15 protein-coding genes are annotated in these 14,860 nt (G+C 61.5%); 5 read left to right on the forward strand and 10 right to left on the reverse strand.

The window, feature by feature from the left end; genetic code table 11:
• Nucleotides 1–25: 25 nt before the first annotated feature.
• Nucleotides 26–1,294 carry an O-acetylhomoserine aminocarboxypropyltransferase/cysteine synthase family protein gene (locus AAHA39_RS13160; RefSeq protein ID WP_139428249.1) on the forward strand — a complete coding sequence of 423 codons (1,269 nt, stop codon included), beginning with the start codon at nucleotides 26–28 and terminating at the stop codon, nucleotides 1,292–1,294.
• A gap of 108 nt (nucleotides 1,295–1,402) precedes the next feature.
• A complete protein-coding gene (locus tag AAHA39_RS13165; RefSeq protein WP_201968085.1) occupies nucleotides 1,403–2,029 on the forward strand; it encodes a glutathione S-transferase family protein in 627 nt (208 codons plus the stop codon).
• Nucleotides 2,030–2,095: 66 nt separating this feature from the next.
• Here the strand turns inward: AAHA39_RS13165 and AAHA39_RS13170 are convergent, their stop codons facing one another.
• Together AAHA39_RS13170 and AAHA39_RS13175 are read right to left on the reverse strand one after the other, a co-directional pair.
• Nucleotides 2,096–2,995 (reverse strand): DMT family transporter, encoded by a 900-nt coding sequence (locus AAHA39_RS13170; protein WP_320655665.1) that lies wholly within the window; start codon nucleotides 2,993–2,995, stop codon nucleotides 2,096–2,098.
• 72 nt (nucleotides 2,996–3,067) lie between these two features.
• Nucleotides 3,068–3,508 carry a DUF2214 family protein gene (locus tag AAHA39_RS13175; protein WP_139393932.1) on the reverse strand — a complete coding sequence of 147 codons (441 nt, stop codon included), beginning with the start codon at nucleotides 3,506–3,508 and terminating at the stop codon, nucleotides 3,068–3,070.
• An 83-nt stretch (nucleotides 3,509–3,591) separates the two neighbouring features.
• Here AAHA39_RS13175 and AAHA39_RS13180 point away from each other — a divergent pair, with 83 nt between their 5' ends.
• The gene (locus tag AAHA39_RS13180; RefSeq protein WP_320655669.1) at nucleotides 3,592–5,235 is read left to right on the forward strand and encodes a sensor domain-containing diguanylate cyclase; all 1,644 of its coding nucleotides are present in this window, start codon (nucleotides 3,592–3,594) and stop codon (nucleotides 5,233–5,235) included.
• Between the two features lie 90 nt (nucleotides 5,236–5,325).
• Here AAHA39_RS13180 and AAHA39_RS13185 read toward each other — a convergent pair whose 3' ends face one another.
• From AAHA39_RS13185 to AAHA39_RS13210, 6 genes are read right to left on the reverse strand one after another with little or no spacing between them, the layout of a single operon-like run.
• Nucleotides 5,326–5,985 (reverse strand): HAD family hydrolase, encoded by a 660-nt coding sequence (locus AAHA39_RS13185; RefSeq protein WP_320655671.1) that lies wholly within the window; start codon nucleotides 5,983–5,985, stop codon nucleotides 5,326–5,328.
• 39 nt (nucleotides 5,986–6,024) lie between these two features.
• On the reverse strand, nucleotides 6,025–7,032 hold the full coding sequence (locus tag AAHA39_RS13190) for an ABC transporter ATP-binding protein (protein ID WP_320655673.1): 1,008 nt from the start codon (nucleotides 7,030–7,032) through the stop codon (nucleotides 6,025–6,027).
• Between the two features lie 6 nt (nucleotides 7,033–7,038).
• Nucleotides 7,039–7,815 (reverse strand): ABC transporter permease, encoded by a 777-nt coding sequence (locus AAHA39_RS13195; protein ID WP_320655675.1) that lies wholly within the window; start codon nucleotides 7,813–7,815, stop codon nucleotides 7,039–7,041.
• Nucleotides 7,808–8,707, reverse strand: a complete 900-nt coding sequence (locus tag AAHA39_RS13200) for an ABC transporter permease (protein ID WP_320655677.1) — start codon at nucleotides 8,705–8,707, stop codon at nucleotides 7,808–7,810. Before AAHA39_RS13200 ends, AAHA39_RS13195 begins: the two co-directional genes overlap by 8 nt.
• Complete coding sequence (locus tag AAHA39_RS13205; RefSeq protein WP_041210062.1) at nucleotides 8,707–9,540, reverse strand: alkaline phosphatase family protein; 834 nt, start codon at nucleotides 9,538–9,540, stop codon at nucleotides 8,707–8,709. The genes AAHA39_RS13200 and AAHA39_RS13205 overlap by 1 nt, the downstream gene beginning before the upstream one ends.
• Nucleotides 9,541–9,550: 10 nt before the next feature.
• On the reverse strand, nucleotides 9,551–10,597 hold the full coding sequence (locus AAHA39_RS13210) for an ABC transporter substrate-binding protein (protein WP_033115526.1): 1,047 nt from the start codon (nucleotides 10,595–10,597) through the stop codon (nucleotides 9,551–9,553).
• A 212-nt stretch (nucleotides 10,598–10,809) separates the two neighbouring features.
• Here AAHA39_RS13210 and AAHA39_RS13215 point away from each other — a divergent pair, with 212 nt between their 5' ends.
• Complete coding sequence (locus tag AAHA39_RS13215; RefSeq protein WP_320655680.1) at nucleotides 10,810–11,622, forward strand: UTRA domain-containing protein; 813 nt, start codon at nucleotides 10,810–10,812, stop codon at nucleotides 11,620–11,622.
• Between the two features lie 49 nt (nucleotides 11,623–11,671).
• On the opposite strand, the gene AAHA39_RS13220 is transcribed toward AAHA39_RS13215, so the two are convergent.
• Nucleotides 11,672–12,436, reverse strand: coding sequence for a helix-turn-helix domain-containing protein (locus AAHA39_RS13220; RefSeq protein ID WP_042030190.1), 765 nt, complete (start codon nucleotides 12,434–12,436; stop codon nucleotides 11,672–11,674).
• 430 nt (nucleotides 12,437–12,866) lie between these two features.
• Complete coding sequence (gene dcuC, locus AAHA39_RS13225) at nucleotides 12,867–14,237, reverse strand: C4-dicarboxylate transporter DcuC (RefSeq protein WP_033115529.1); 1,371 nt, start codon at nucleotides 14,235–14,237, stop codon at nucleotides 12,867–12,869.
• A gap of 372 nt (nucleotides 14,238–14,609) precedes the next feature.
• Here dcuC and AAHA39_RS13230 point away from each other — a divergent pair, with 372 nt between their 5' ends.
• The gene (locus tag AAHA39_RS13230) at nucleotides 14,610–14,792 is read left to right on the forward strand and encodes a hypothetical protein (RefSeq protein ID WP_320655683.1); all 183 of its coding nucleotides are present in this window, start codon (nucleotides 14,610–14,612) and stop codon (nucleotides 14,790–14,792) included.
• Nucleotides 14,793–14,860: the final 68 nt, after the last annotated feature.

Consider the following 14,860-nt stretch of genomic DNA (forward strand, 5'->3'; position numbering starts at 1 on the left):
AGCAACATCCAACAAGGAGTGTGTGATGAAAGATGCGACCCTGGCCCTGCACCACGGCTTTACCAACGACCCCACCACCAAAGCCGTTGCCGTACCCATCTACCAGACGGTGGCTTACGAATTCGAGAGCGCCCAGCACGGGGCGGATCTGTTCAATCTGGCGGTGCCGGGCAATATCTACACCCGCATCATGAACCCCACCAATGATGTGCTGGAGCAGCGGATGGCCGCGCTGGAAGGGGGGATCGCCGCACTGGTGGTCTCGGCAGGTTCCGCCGCCATCACCTACGCCATTCAGGCGCTGACCGCAGCCGGTGACAACATCGTCTCCACGCCCCAGCTCTATGGCGGCACCTACACCTTGTTCGCCCACATGCTGCCGAGTTTCGGGGTCGAGGTGCGCTTTGCCAAGGATGACAGCGCCGAAGCCATCGCCGCCCTGATCGACGACAAGACCAAGGCGGTCTACTGCGAGAGCATCGGCAACCCGGCGGGCAACATCGTCGATCTGGCCGCGCTGGCCAAGGCAGCCCACGCCCGTGGCGTGCCGCTTATCGTCGACAACACGGTCGCCACCCCGGTGCTGTGCAAGCCCATCGAACACGGCGCTGACATCGTGGTCCACAGCCTGACCAAATATGTCGGCGGCCACGGCAATTCGCTGGGTGGCGTCATCGTCGACTCGGGCAAGTTCCCCTGGGCGGATCACGCCGAGCGCTTCCCCCAGCTGACCAAACCCGAACCCTCCTACCACGGGGTGGTCTATACCGAGGCCTTTGGCCCGGCCGCCTTTATTGGGCGGGTACGCACAGTGCCCCTGCGCAATACCGGCGCGGCGCTGGCGCCGATGAACGCCTTCCTGCTGCTGCAAGGGCTGGAGACCCTGAGCCTGCGCATGGAGCGCCACGTCGACAACGCCCTGCGGGTCGCCCACCACCTCAAGCATCATCCCAAAGTGGCATGGGTCAGCTACGCCGGTCTGCCGGGTCACCCGCACTACTTGCTGGCAGAGAAATACATGGCCGGTCGCCCCTCGGCGATTCTCTCGTTCGGCCTGAAGGATGGTTACGAGGCTGGCGTGCGTTTCTACGATGCACTGAAGATATTCAAGCGGCTGGTCAATATCGGTGACGCCAAGTCGCTGGCCTGCCACCCCGCCTCCACCACCCATCGCCAGTTAAGCGAAGAGGAGCAGGCCAAGGCTGGGGTCAAACCCGAGATGATCCGGCTGTCGGTCGGGATCGAGGCGATCGAGGACATTCTGGCGGATCTGGATCAGGCGCTGGAGGCATAAGTCAGTCAACGAGAGAGAGCGGGCATCAGCCCGCTCTTTTTTTACTGCCGGTGAACCGCCCCCCTCGCCCGCTCGTACATCCCACCCTGCCACCGAATCGAGGTCCTTATGATAGTCCTGCACCACCTGAACAAATCCCGCTCCCAACGCATCATCTGGCTGCTCGAAGAGCTGGGCCAGCCCTATGAGATCAAGGCGTATCAGCGCGATGCCACCACCTTTCTGGCACCGCCCGAGCTAAAAGCCATTCACCCTCTCGGCAAGTCGCCGGTCATCGAGTTCGATGGCCGGGTACTGGCGGAATCGGGCGCCATCACCGAGTACCTGATTGCCCGCCACGCTCCGGAACGGCTGGCACCGGCCACCGACAGCCCGGAGTATGCCGAATATCTGCAGTGGCTCCACTTCGCCGAGAGCTCGGGCATCCTGCCACTGCTGCTGGATATGTTTGTGCGCAAGGATGGCAGCCCGATGCGCTTCCTGCCGGACTATGCCAAGGCGGAGTGTGCCAAGGTGCTGGGCTACCTCAACGATGTGATGGCAAATCGCCACTATCTGGTGGGGGATCGCCTCTCCGGCGCCGACATCATGAACTCCTTCCTGGTGGATCTGCTGGCACAAAGCGGCCAGCTGGCCCACTTCCCGCATCTGCAAGCCTACTGGCAGCGCCTCAATACCCATCCGGCTCGCCAGAAGGCCATGGAGCTGGAACGCGAGCTGGATCAGCGCCCCTGACCGAACAGCCACCATGTAAAACGCCCCGACAGTCGGGGCGTTTTTGTTATGCAGGCAGAGCGCGGTTTACTTGGCCAGCGGCACCTTGTCGCGGCGCGACTTCCACCACCAGCGCAGCCGGATCTGGGAGATCAGCATCCCCGCCAGCATCAGCGAACAGCCCGCCACCGTCTGCTCATCCAGCGTTTCGCCCAGCAGCAACACGCCACCCACGGCGGCGAAGACGGTCTCCAGACTGAGAATGATGGCGGCATGGGCCGGATGGGCACCGCGCTGCCCCAGCACCTGCAGGGTATAGCCAACTCCCACCGAGACCAGACCGGCGTAGAGCAGCGCCTGCCAACCGGCAACCGCCCCGGCCACCGTCGGCGTTTCGACGATGAAGGCGGTAACGAGACTGAGCAGACCGCACACCACAAACTGCACGCAAGCCAGCTTGATGGGGGCCACCCGGTTGGAGTAGTGATCCACCAGCAGCAGATGGATCGCCCAGAACAGCGCGCCAATCACCTGCAGCAGATCGCCAAAGCCGATGGAAAAGTCATCGGTCACGCTCAGCAGATAGAGACCGGCCAGCGCGATAAGGGCGCCAATCCAGGTGTTGGTACCGGTCTTGTGGTGCAACAGCAAACCCAGCACAGGCACAAGAATGATGTAGAGGCCGGTGATAAAACCGGCCTTGGCGGCTGTGGTGTAGAGCAGCCCCACCTGTTGCAGGGAGGCGGCGCAGAACAACACCAGCCCGGCCAGCACACCACCGGTCAGCAGTTGGCGATGATCGCCCGCGACGGCAACAGGTTGTCGGGATTTGAGCCACCAGAGCAGCGGCAGCAGAGAGAAGGCGCCGAGCAGAAAGCGCAGGCCATTGAAGGTGTATGGCCCCATATGGTCCATCCCGAGACGCTGGGCGACAAAGCCCATGCCCCAGATGGTGGCAGCCATCAGCAACATCAGATTGGAACGCATGATGATTCATCCTTAAATCAGCGTTTTGCGGGTTATCTGATCCAAGATACCCGTCTCCCCACCCTCTTGTCTTTATGGCAGTGGATGTTTTACCAGCAGGGCGAAGATCAGCACTAGCAACATGTTGCCACGCAGGATCCAGATCACCCGGAATTGCTGCTGGATGGAGATCATCGGCGCGCGACCCAGCCGCAGGGAGCGGCGCCAACGATAGAAGAGGCGACTGGGGTAATCGAGCGATCCCACGATCACCAGAAAGAGCAGGGTCTGCATGCCGTGAGCCGGGTGGGCGAAGAGAGCCGCCAGCGAGCCGGCATGTTCGAGCGCCAGCAGACTACCGGTGGCAAAGATGCCGAACAGGGCCAGTGCCGAAACCCCGTCCACCACCAGCAGACGGCGCACTCGCACCATGTTGAGCCCGCGGCGAAAAATGAGGTATTCGATGCACAGGGCGAGCAGCAGCAGAATAATGCTGCCGTCATGGAGATGGCAGAGCAGAGAATGATTGAGCATCAGCAAATTCTCACATCCTGCCTTTAGACGAGCCGAACGCCATCATATATGCTGGTCTCACTCGTGCTGAAAAGGATCTCTTCATGCCCCGCGGCAAGCCCAGGAATACGTGGTCATTAATCTCCCGCATGCGGTTGGGCCTCCTCCTGCTCTTTATCCCTGTTTTGCTGCTGGGCAGCATCTACTACCTGCATATGGAGCGCACCCTGCGCAACGAGCAGGAACAAAATCTGGTGGCCCGCAATACCCAATATCTGCACACCCTGCTCGAACCCTATCTGGAGACGCTCAAACGCCAGTTTACGCTGATTTACCAGCAGGTAAATTATCAGGACTTCATTGAGCCGACCATTCGCAACGGCGAGCACTATCTCCAGTCGTGGCGGGCCTATCACAAGGTGATGGAGCTCGACTATGTCTATGTCGGCACCGAGTATCGCAAGATGCTGATCCACCCGGCATGGCAGGCTGACGAAAGGTTCGATCCCCGGGTTCGCCCCTGGTACAAGCTGGCAGCCAGCCACCCCGGCCAGATTGTCTTTACCGACCCCTACTACGACTACACCCTCGGCACCCTCACCATGGCGCTGGCCCGGGTCATCCTGACCCCGGATGGCAAACGGGTCGGTGTGCTCTCCCTCGATACCCAACTCACTCCGCTCGCCAGCTGGCTCAACAACAAACGCGGTGTGGATTATCACGACGGGCGGGGTTATCAGATGCTGATCAACCACGAGGGGCTGGTACTGGCGCACCCGGATCGCGCCCGCGTCTTCAAGCCGCTGGCCGACCCTACATGGCTGATACGGATGAAGGGCGATCAGGGCTTCTTCCTCGATGAGGCAAGCGGCCAGATGGTCGCCTACAACCGCATTCCCGAGCAGCGCTGGGTCCTGCTCAGCGTCGAACCTACCGCCAGCATGGAACGGGTGATAGACAGCGTCTCCGTCAACGTGCAGCTGATGATCGGCGTTGCCTGCGTACTCTATCTGCTGCTCGCCATGCTCTGGTCACGCTACTTCCGCCGCATGCTGGGCGAGATCACCCTGCTGATCCGGGCCAGCCGCTCCGGCGGTATCGCCTACAACGGCCGCCGCATGCTGGAGCTGGCCAAAGTCTACGAAGAGATGGATGCCGCCAGCCAGGACTTCGCCCAGATCCGGCTGCAAGCCAATCAGGACAAGCTCACCGGCCTCTATAACCGCCGCTTCTTCGACGAATGCCTGCAACAGCAGATCAAGCAGGGCCACCCCTTCGGGCTGGTGATGTTCGATCTCGACAACTTCAAACGGGTCAACGACACCTTCGGCCACCAGACCGGTGACGTGGTGCTCAAGCGGGTGGGCAAACTCGGCATGCGACTGTTCCACGACTGGGGCTGGTTCTGCCGCTATGGTGGCGAGGAGCTGGTGCTCATCTTCCGCTATGGCGAGGATCAACCCATGCTCCCCTCCCTGCTGGAGACCTTCCGGATCGGAGTGGAGCAGCTGGAGTGGCGCGAGGTGGATCTCACCATCACTATCAGCGGCGGCGTCGCCTTCAGCAAACCCGGTATGTCTGGCAAAGATCTGATTGAGCTCGCAGACAACGCCGTTTATCGCGCCAAGCGGGAGGGGAAAAACCGCATCTGCTTCCCGCAAAACGGCGAACAGACAGCACTGCCGGATGAACCGCGTCCCGCGGACAAAGCGTCTGATGAGGAGCCGCTACGCGCCAACGAGGCATGACAGCCAACAGCAGCGCTCAGATAACAAGAGAGAGGCCTTCCGGCCTCTCTCTTTTTTCATCACCACTTTTTCATCCCCACCAACCGGTACTCAAAGCTGGCGCTGCCACTCCAGCACGGGCCAGCCCAGCTCCTCGGCCTGCTGACGCAGCGCGGGGGCCGGATTGACCGCATGGGGATGGTTCACTGCCCGCAGCATGGGCAGATCATTGTGAGAATCGCTGTAACCAAAGCTCTCCTGCCAGAGCTGTTCCCGCCCGGCAAAAAGCTGGTTGATGCGGGCCACCTTGCCCTCGCGAAAACTGAGGGTGCCGCGGGTCTGGCCGGTCAGCATGCCGGACTCTTCATCGAGCAGGATGGCGACACAGTGCTCCATCCCCAGCATCCGCGCCATGGGGGCCACCAGATGTTCGCCGGAGGCGGAGATGAGCACCAGCTCGTCACCACGCTGGCGGTGCCACTCGATACGTGCCAGCCCCTCTGGATAGATGCGCTCGCGCAGCACCTGCTCGGCAAAGCGGCTACAGAGCGAGTCGAGCCACTGGCGCGTCTTGCCCGCCAGCGGTTGCAGGGTGAAGGCCATGTACTGGTGCATGTCCATCTTGCCCTGATGGTAGAGGGACATCATCCCCTGCTCCTCGGCAATCATGCTGGCGGGGGCCAGCTCCTCGGCCACCATGTACTCCAGCCAGAGGCTGGCGGAATCCCCGGCAATCAGGGTCTCGTCCAGATCAAACAGTGCCAGTGCCATGGGCGCTCCTCGCAGTGAAAATGGAAATGAAATGCCGCCTCATGCTACCTCACAGAGCTGATCCCGGGCCACTACCAGGGTCACGGAGCGCCCCACCGGCAGCAGCTCGCGGGCCGAGCGGTTGAGGCAATCCACCGTCAGCACACCTGCCTCGCAGGTCACCTGATAGCGGATCACGTTGCCGAGCAGCTGTTGCCCGCTGATCACCCCCGGCAGGTTCGGTTCGTCGCTGTGAGCGCCAGCCGGCAGCAGGGAGAGGGACTCGGGTCGCAGCGCCAGCTTGCCCTGAAAACGGGGGCCAAACAGCGACTTGCCCTGCTCTGCGCCAAGCAGGTTGTAGTTGCCGATAAAGCTCGCCACAAACTCGCTGGCGGGACGGGTATAGATCTCCTCCGGCGTACCGCTCTGGACGATGGATCCCTTGTTCATCAGGAAGATCCGATCCGACATGGTCAGCGCCTCCTCCTGATCGTGGGTCACGAAGATGGTGGTGAGCTCAAGGCGCTGCTGGATCTCGCGGATCTGCTGGCGCAGGCTGCGGCGGATGCGGGCATCCAGCGCCGAGAGCGGCTCGTCCAGCAGCAGGATCCGCGGCTGCACCACCAGAGCCCGGGCCAGCGCCACCCGCTGGCGCTGGCCGCCGGAGAGCTCGGCCGGATAGCGGCGCTCGAAGCCGGTCAGCTCCACCAGCTCCAGCGCCTCCTGCACGCTGGCGGCAAGATCCCGTCCCGGCTGGGGTTTCATCTTGAGGCCGAAGGCAACGTTGTCCCACACCGTCATGTTGGGGAAAAGCGCATAGCTCTGGAACACCATGCCGATGCCCCGCTTCTGGGGTTCCTGCCAGGTGATATCTTCACCGGCCACCCGCACCTGACCGCCATCTACCGGGGTGAGCCCGGCCAGCGCCCGCAGCAGGGTTGACTTGCCACAGCCGGAGGGGCCGAGCAGGGTCACCAGCTCCCCCTTGCGAATGCCGAATTCGATCCCCTCGAACACTCTGGTATCGCCGTAGGATTTGTGCAGTTGATTCACTTCTAGATGGAACATGTTGATTCACCGATGAAATCTGTTGGCCGCCCAGGTGAGCAGCAGGGTCAGCAGGAAGTAGCTCATCACCAGCGCACTGGTGAAGTGGCCCGAAGTAGCACGCATGTTGTAGAGGTAGACCTGCAGGGTCTCGTAACGGGTGCCCACCAGCATGTTGGCGAACACGAACTCGCCGAGCAGGAAGGAGAGGGAGAGAAACAGCGCAGCCAGCAATCCCTTGCGCAGGCAGGGGATCACCACCAGCAGGAAGGCGCGCCGACTACTCGCCCCCAGCAGGTGGGCGGCATCCATCAGATCTTTCAGCGGCACCCCCTGCAGGCTATTGGCCAGCGCCCGGTACATAAAGGGGAGCACCACGGTGAACCAGGTGCCGATCAGGATCCACGGCGTGCCGATAATCGGCAGCACGCCGTCGGCGTAGATTTGCAGCAGCCCGACTGAGGAGACCACTGGCGGCACCGCGAAGGGGAGCAGGATCAACAGGTTCATCCAGGGATCCAGCTTGGGGAAGTAGTAGGCCACCACCAGCACGGTGGGTACCAGCACCAGGGTTCCCAGCAGCAGGGTGGCGAAACAGACCAGGAGGCTGCGGCCAAACGCCGCCAGAAAGCGCGGATCGCCCCACAGCTTGAGATACCAGTCGAGGGTGAAGCCATCCGGCAGCAGGGTCGCCCCCCAGCGGGTGGAGATGGAGTAGAGAAACGTGGCCAACAGCGGCAGCAGCAGGGTGGCGACCAGCCCACCCAGCACCCACTTGGGCCAGCGCGGCATCAAATCATGCATGGGATTGCCCCTTGTTCACATAGCTCTTTTTCAGCAACCACTGGTTGGCGGCCGTCACCACTCCCAGCAGCACCATCAGGATCACCGCCAGCGCCGCCGCCATATTGGGCTCGAGGAAGATGTCGCCGGAGACCAGACTGGCCACCCGGATGGTCACCAGATTGAAGTTGCCGGTAGTGAGGGCGTAGGCGGAGGCATAGGCCCCCACCGCGTTGGCAAACAGGATGATCAGGGTGCCAAGCAGCGCAGGCGTCAGTACCGGCAGCGCCACGTGCCACACATACTGCCCTTTGCTCGAGCCGAGCAGCGCGGCCGCTTGCGGCCACTCATCCTGCAGCGCATCGAAGGCCGGATAGAGCAGCAGCAGGGCGAGCGGGATCTGGAAATAGATGTAGATGAGGATAAGGCCGCTGCCCGAGTAGAGGTTGAAGCCGTCTATCAATCCCCAGGATTTCAGCAGCAGGGTCACTGCACCGTTGATGCCGAGAATGATGATGAAGGCGAACGCCAGCGGCACCCCACTGAAGTTGCCGGTCATGGTCACAAAGGCCAGCAGCACCCGCTTGACCCGCTCGCCGCTGTGGCGCAGCGCGGCTGCACCGAGGGTGCCGATAGCAAGCCCCGCCAGACTGGCGATACCGGCGATGCGCAATGAGTTGCCGAACGATTGCAGGTAGAAGGGAGAGCTCAAAATCTCCCGGTAGTAGTCGATGCCCCAGCCATCGGGGGTCTGGAAACTGCCCACCAGCACCCACACCATGGGGGCGAGCTGGAACAGGATCATCAAGAGGATAAACGGCAGCAGCACCAGCGCGGGCAGCCAGTGGCGGCGCACCTTCTGCTTGGTTGCCACGGGTTGATCCACCAGGATCTCGGTGGTTGCAGGCATCATCAGTGCACCTCGCGCATAAAGGCGGCCTTGAGCAGCGGTGGCGCTGCCGGCTTGTCGTGGGAAACCCCCAGCAGATCCGCCATCAGGGCGCAGAGCTGGGTCTGGGCAATCGCCACCCCATCCGGCCAGCGCTCGACGAAGGCATCGCCAAACAGCCAGAGCGGCACGGTGCGCTCTTCAGGCAGGGTGCCGCCGTGGCTCAGGTCGTTGTTCATGCCGTGATCCGAGGTGACCACCACCTGATACCCCTCCGCCAGCCACTGGGGCAGCAGATCGGCCAGCAGGCTATCCATGCGGCGCGCCTGATTGCGGTACTGGCGGGAGTCGAAGCCAAACTTGTGGCCCGCATCATCCACCCCCATCGGGTGGATCAGCAGAAAATCGGGATCGTACTGGCTGCGCAGCCACTCGCCGTCCATCAGCAGATGGCTGTCGGGGTAGTTGTCATCCCAGTAGAAGCAGCCGTGCTGGATCGGCAGCTGCTCGTCGTGAGTAAAGCGATCGCGGGCCGCCAGCCAGGGGCTCTTGTTGTAAAGCTCGCTCACCCAGTAGTAGGCCGCCGCTGCGGTGCGTTTACCCGCGGCGCGGGCCAGATGGAAGATGGAGTCATGCAGACTGAGACGGCTCACCCCGTTGTGGGTGATGCCGCTCGCTACCGGCGGAACGCCGGTCAGGATGCACTCGTAGAGAGGCCGGGAGAGGGATGGCAGGGCGCAGCTGAGGGTCGTATAGAGGCCACGCTCCGCCTCCACCATGCCTGCGAGGTAGCCCATCCCATGGGCTACCCCGGCAGAGAGGCCATCCACAAGTACCACTATCACCTTGTGTTGCACTGGCCGCTCCTTACTGCATGTAGATCATGACGTTCTCTTGCCACTGACGCGGCAGGGCCTTGGAGCTCTGCTCCCAGGCTGCGTGATCCTGCACCGGCTTGGCCTTGGCATACTGCTCGGCCGGCAGCAGCTTGGCCTTCACGTCATCTGGCAGCGCAACGTTGCTGCGGATCGGGCGGGCATAGCCACGCGCCAGGTTGATCTGACCGGCATCGGAGAGGATGTATTCCCGCGCCAGCTTGGCGGCGTTGGGGTTCTTGGCCCACTTGTTGATGATGGTGGTGTAACCGGCGATGACGGAGCCGTCGCTCGGGATCACCACTTCAAACTTCTTGGGGTCGATCTGGTCGCGGTAGTTGAGGGCGTTGAAGTCCCACAGCACCCCCACTTCCACCTCGCCCTTCTCGATGTTGGCGATGGTCGGGTCGTTCAGCGACAGGCGACCCTGCTGGGCCAGCTTGCCGAACAACTCCAGGGCGGGCTTGAGATTCTTCTCGCTGCCACCGGTGGCGTAGGCCGCCGCCAGCACGCCGTTGTTGGCCTGGGAGGCAACACCCACATCACCCAGGGTCACCTTGTAGTTGCCGCCCAGCAGGGATTGCCAGCTGGTGGGGGCGGCCTTGACCAGATCCTTGTTGATCAGGAAGGCGATAGTGCCGGTATAGGCCAGCATCCAGTGACCGTCCGCATCCTTGGCCCAGTTGGGAATATCGGCCCAGGTGGAGGGCTTGTAGGGTTGGGTGACCCCCTGCTTGACCGCAACCGGACCGAAGGCGCCGCCCACGTCGCCGATGTCGGCGGTGGCGTTGGCCTTCTCGGCAGCGAACTTGGCGATCTCCTGCGCCGAGCTCATGTCGGTATCCTGATGCTTGATGCCGTAGATGTTGCCCAGCTGCTGCCAGGTATCCTTCCAGTTAGCCCAGCTGTCGGGCATGCCGATACTGCTGAGCTGCCCTTCGCCGCGGGCGGCCTTCTCAAGATCCGCGATATTTTCGGCAGCAAACAGCGGTTGGCTGATGGCTACCAGAGCCAGTGCACTTGCGATCACGCTTTTCATCATCCCATCCCTCTGGACTAGGTCAGTTAAGGTTCGAGAGGGATGCTAGAGGGGAAATATGACGGTCGCGGGGCGCTTTGATGGCAGTTTGATGACAATTGCCCTGTCATGTCGCTGTCATCCGCAGCGGTTACAACTCTGAACCCAAGTGAGGCTGGACTACTCCAGCAAGGGCTGAACCAACAAGGGCCAGGCCAGCCCGCACAGCCAGAATGAGCGACAGGGACATGAGCGTGATTGAACCGAGATTGAGCGAACGGCTAGCGGCTGAGGGCCGCGCCTCCAAGTGTGAACAGATTTGCCAGACCCTGCGCCGCTATATCGGCAGCGGCCAGCTGGCGGCGGGGCAGCAGTTGCCCGCCGAACGGGCCCTGAGCGAGCGTTTTGCCACCACCCGCATCACCATCAAGGAGGCGCTATCCAGCCTCGAGGCGGATGGCCTTATCTACCGGGCCGAGCGGCGTGGCTGGTTCGTGGCGCCGCCTCGCCTCACCTACGATCCCGCCATCCACACCCACTTTCACCAGTGGATCGGCGAGCAGCAGCGCACCGCCGAAACCCGGGTGCTGGCCCACGGCAGCGAGCTCGCCAGCAGTGAGCTGTGCCGCTGGATGGGGCTGGATCCTTTTACGCCGCTGTATGAAATTCGCCGCCTGCGGCTGATCGACGGCCGCCCGGTGCTCCACGTCAGCCACCATCTGCTGGCGAGTCGCTTTCCCGATATCGCCAGCGCACCGCTGGCCAGCTCCCTCACCGAGCTCTATCAGCAGCGCTATGGCATAGGCCAGGGTGGGGCGAGTCTCGAGATCACCCCCTCGGCGGCGCGCGGCGCCATCGCCCGCGCCCTCAATCTGGCGGAGGGGATCGCGGTGCTGCGGCTGGTGCGGGTCAACTACGACGAGCGGGGGGCCCTGGTGGATTGCGATATCGAACACTGGCGGCCGGATGCAATCCGTATCTGCCTAGATACGCGGGCGTTGCAACCCATCATCGCCAAAACGCAGCCCGCGCAACTGGCAGAGTAGCCTCGTTCAGGCTCACGAGCAGATGCGGATCCCGCAGGATCCGCCGGGATCAGTTGTCGATATTGGGGATCATGTCGTCAAAGCTCTGATAGCCGCAGTCGGCCAGTTGCAGCGACATGGTGTAGGTCTTGCGGTGCTCCTGCGGGCCGATGGCGGGGCGGTTGAGCTTGAGCTCCTGATGCCAGTACTCCTTCATCCGCTCGATCAGCCCCATCGCCTCGCTCTCGTTGAGGTGGAGCTGGCAGAGCGCCAGATAGTTGTTCGACTTGTGCATGTTCTCCACCAGATACTCCCCCAGCATCGACATCGCCTGCCGCGCCTGCTGGCGGGCGAAGCGGCTGTGCTGCTCGAAGCTGATCCGCTCGCTGATGAGGAAGTGGTAACTGTTGTCGATGCCAAGCTGCAGGATGCCGAGCTTCTCCAGCTTGCGCAGATAGAGGTAGCAGGAGGCATCGGTCAGGCCGTACTCCCGCTTGAGATCGATCAACGTCTTGTCACGCCAGAAGATATTGGCCAGAAAGGCATAGAGGCCCGGCTCGTTGTGAAACGCCTCGTCCTGCTCCTGAGTGAAGACGGCGCGCCGGCTCTGGGCATCCTGAGTGCGCTCCAGCAGCTCCTCGAACGAGAGCCCCACCAGATGGCAGATCTCCAGCAGGGTATCGAACGGCAGGGAGGGCTTGTTCATCATCCGCTTGATGGTGGCAATGGAGACCCCCATCGCCTCCGCCAGCGTCTGATAGCGGATCCCCTTGTCGGTCAGGGTCTTCTTCAGGGTATCGAGGATCTGGGTGGCCAGGGTCTGGCTGTAGCTCACGGGACTCATCCTTGTAGTTGCATCGTGACTGCATGGTTATGCCGCAGCGGGGTCGCCTCTATTTGTACCGCCAAGGCTCAGATATTGACACCAAAAAGATGGTGGTCGCCCGTAAACGGCTGAAATGGCGCCGAGGCCTGACCAGTTCCGGCCAGCGGTCGCAAAATCTGATACCCGCCAGCGCATATCCTTGAACCGGAAAACATTTTGCTAGTGCTGCATAGCTCATCACGCATACTTTTGACGTATCGAATTCAAGACCCTTCCTGGTTTAGAAATCGATTGTTTGCTTCCAAATTTGTATTTTTTAAACCGCAAGGTTTTTCCTCTTTCCTGATCTTGAGCGGCGCTTGCAAAAGCACCGCTCTACTCTTTTTTGCGCCATGAAAAACGCCAGCCACAGGGCAGGCGTCAGCAGATGGCAATCCAATCAGATATAGCGAATGGCCGTCAGCGCCATCACCACCGCCATGCTCGCCATCATGGGCACGAAGGTGCGCTTCACTACATCCACCGGGCTCAGGTTGGCGATGCCGGAGACCGTGATGATCACCCCCGCCACCGGCGAGATGGTGCGGCCAATGCCGGCCGCGAACAGGATCGGCACCAGCAGCAACAGCGGGTTGATGTCGAACTGGCTGGAGACCAGCGGCACGATGGGAATAAACGCCATCACGGGGGCGTTGCCCGAGCCGGTGATAAAGGCGGTCAGCAGGATAAAGAGCGAGAAGACCAGCGACAGCCCGAGCGGGTTGAGCTCGAACGACTTGGCCAGATCGATCAGCTGGGTGATGGCGCCGATATTGGTGAGACCGGCGGAAAAGAACTCGGCCGCCAGCATCAGGGTCAGCACGCTGCCGAAGATCATCCCGGTGCCGGTCAGCCAGGCCTCGAAGTTGGCGAATGCCTTGTTGAGAGAGCGGTAGCGCAGCGCCTCGATGATGATGCAGAGGGTCATGGTCGACATCATGGCCACCGGAATGGTCATCTTGATGGCGCTGACAAACAGCTCGGAGAAGCCGAACAGAAAGACGAAGGGGATCACCGGCAGCAGGGCGTAGTAGCCCGGGGTGTTCTCGTGTTTTGCCTCCAGCTCGTGCAGATACTTGCCCCGCTCGGCGGCGGTGTCATGGCCATCCTTGCGGTCGCAGTAGCGCTGCCACGCGATATTGACGAAGGGGATGATCACCAGCAGCGCGATCTGGAACAGCAGCTGATGGTTCACCACAAACGGCATCACCTCGATATTGATCGCCTTGGCACCGATCACCGCATTGATCTGGCCGGGGCCAAACTCCCACGCGGTGGGGATGACGATGGTCGCCACCGCCGTCTTAGCGCTGATCCCGGCGTTGCGCAGCAGCGGATAGAGGGTGCCCATCAGCAGCAGGGAGAGCGAGGTCGCCCCGGTGATAAAGACGTAGAGGATGGAGACCAGCAGCAGGATGATCGCCAGCAGCACATAGGGATTCTTCAGCGCCATGATGGGGCGGGAAGTGGCCTTCACCAGCGCCGCCGAGGCGCCGATCTGGTTGAGGTAGGTGGCCACCCCGGCAATCGCCACCAGGGTCAGACCGGTGGAGGCGAGGCGGGAGTTGGTCACCATGGCGAACTTCTCCCACAGATCGAAAAACCAGAAGCCCTGACTGTTCTCGGCCGGCAGGATCGGGTTGATCCCCGCCCACTGGGCATACGCCAGCAGCACCAGACCCGCGGTCAGCAAGGTCGCCTGCGGATTGAACCGCTTGAGCATGGCGTAGGCAACCAGCCCCACCACCACCAGAATCAATATTGTCGACATATTTATTATCCTTGTTGCAGCACCCGTGACGACCCGATTACATCTGATTGTTATTTCTCATAATCGGGATTCGGCAGCGTATCAGCCGCCCCCGGCAAATTGAATTGGTCGGTGTGACCAGCACCGCAATAATAAAGATTTAATCAATAGCGAATCGCTCGGCAAAATATTGCCCTAACACACTCCGGATAATCAGAATGTGGAGCCCTTCAAAGTTGTCATCAGGCCGCTGTGCGCGCCCTCATAAAATAGCGACTCACCCTGCCCGCCCCCTTTTTTCGTCTCACCCATCGGCAAACGGCGCCGTGGCCAACCGGCCGGTCGGGTTCGGCCAAGTCGGCCCTTGCTCCTCCCGGGGCAGCCAGAGCTCAGATGAACGACATGCAGCAAAAGCGACCATTGGCGAGCAAAAAGACAGCAACAACGAGAGTCAAACATCGCCTTTTGCAGATAAAAAATGCAACCAGCCAAAAAATTTTGGCCACCAGCGACGAGATCCGACCGGTCAAAATAACAACAAAAAGTTGGCAATCGACCCCATTTACAACTGATTAATCATCATTCAGTTTGCAATCAGATGCTCCTTGCGGAGCGAAAAAGAAACCCAAGGGATATCAACCCCC

This window comes from Aeromonas sp. SE22, assembly GCF_038739755.1.
Taxonomy (GTDB): domain Bacteria; phylum Pseudomonadota; class Gammaproteobacteria; order Enterobacterales; family Aeromonadaceae; genus Aeromonas; species Aeromonas jandaei.

Bases quoted from the DNA above. Each gene is read 5' to 3' on its own strand.
- AAHA39_RS13180 (WP_320655669.1), top strand. From the start codon at position 3,592: ATGCCCCGCGGCAAGCCCAGGAATACGTGGTCATTAATCTCCCGCATG.
- AAHA39_RS13185 (WP_320655671.1), bottom strand. From the start codon at position 5,985: ATGGCACTGGCACTGTTTGATCTGGACGAGACCCTGATTGCCGGGGAT.
- AAHA39_RS13175 (WP_139393932.1), bottom strand. From the start codon at position 3,508: ATGCTCAATCATTCTCTGCTCTGCCATCTCCATGACGGCAGCATTATT.
- AAHA39_RS13195 (WP_320655675.1), bottom strand. From the start codon at position 7,815: ATGCATGATTTGATGCCGCGCTGGCCCAAGTGGGTGCTGGGTGGGCTG.
- AAHA39_RS13215 (WP_320655680.1), top strand. From the start codon at position 10,810: ATGAGCGACAGGGACATGAGCGTGATTGAACCGAGATTGAGCGAACGG.
- AAHA39_RS13230 (WP_320655683.1), top strand. From the start codon at position 14,610: ATGAACGACATGCAGCAAAAGCGACCATTGGCGAGCAAAAAGACAGCA.
- AAHA39_RS13165 (WP_201968085.1), top strand. From the start codon at position 1,403: ATGATAGTCCTGCACCACCTGAACAAATCCCGCTCCCAACGCATCATC.
- AAHA39_RS13160 (WP_139428249.1), top strand. From the start codon at position 26: ATGAAAGATGCGACCCTGGCCCTGCACCACGGCTTTACCAACGACCCC.
- dcuC (WP_033115529.1), bottom strand. From the start codon at position 14,237: ATGTCGACAATATTGATTCTGGTGGTGGTGGGGCTGGTTGCCTACGCC.
- AAHA39_RS13210 (WP_033115526.1), bottom strand. From the start codon at position 10,597: ATGAAAAGCGTGATCGCAAGTGCACTGGCTCTGGTAGCCATCAGCCAA.
- AAHA39_RS13190 (WP_320655673.1), bottom strand. From the start codon at position 7,032: ATGTTCCATCTAGAAGTGAATCAACTGCACAAATCCTACGGCGATACC.
- AAHA39_RS13200 (WP_320655677.1), bottom strand. From the start codon at position 8,707: ATGATGCCTGCAACCACCGAGATCCTGGTGGATCAACCCGTGGCAACC.
- AAHA39_RS13170 (WP_320655665.1), bottom strand. From the start codon at position 2,995: ATGCGTTCCAATCTGATGTTGCTGATGGCTGCCACCATCTGGGGCATG.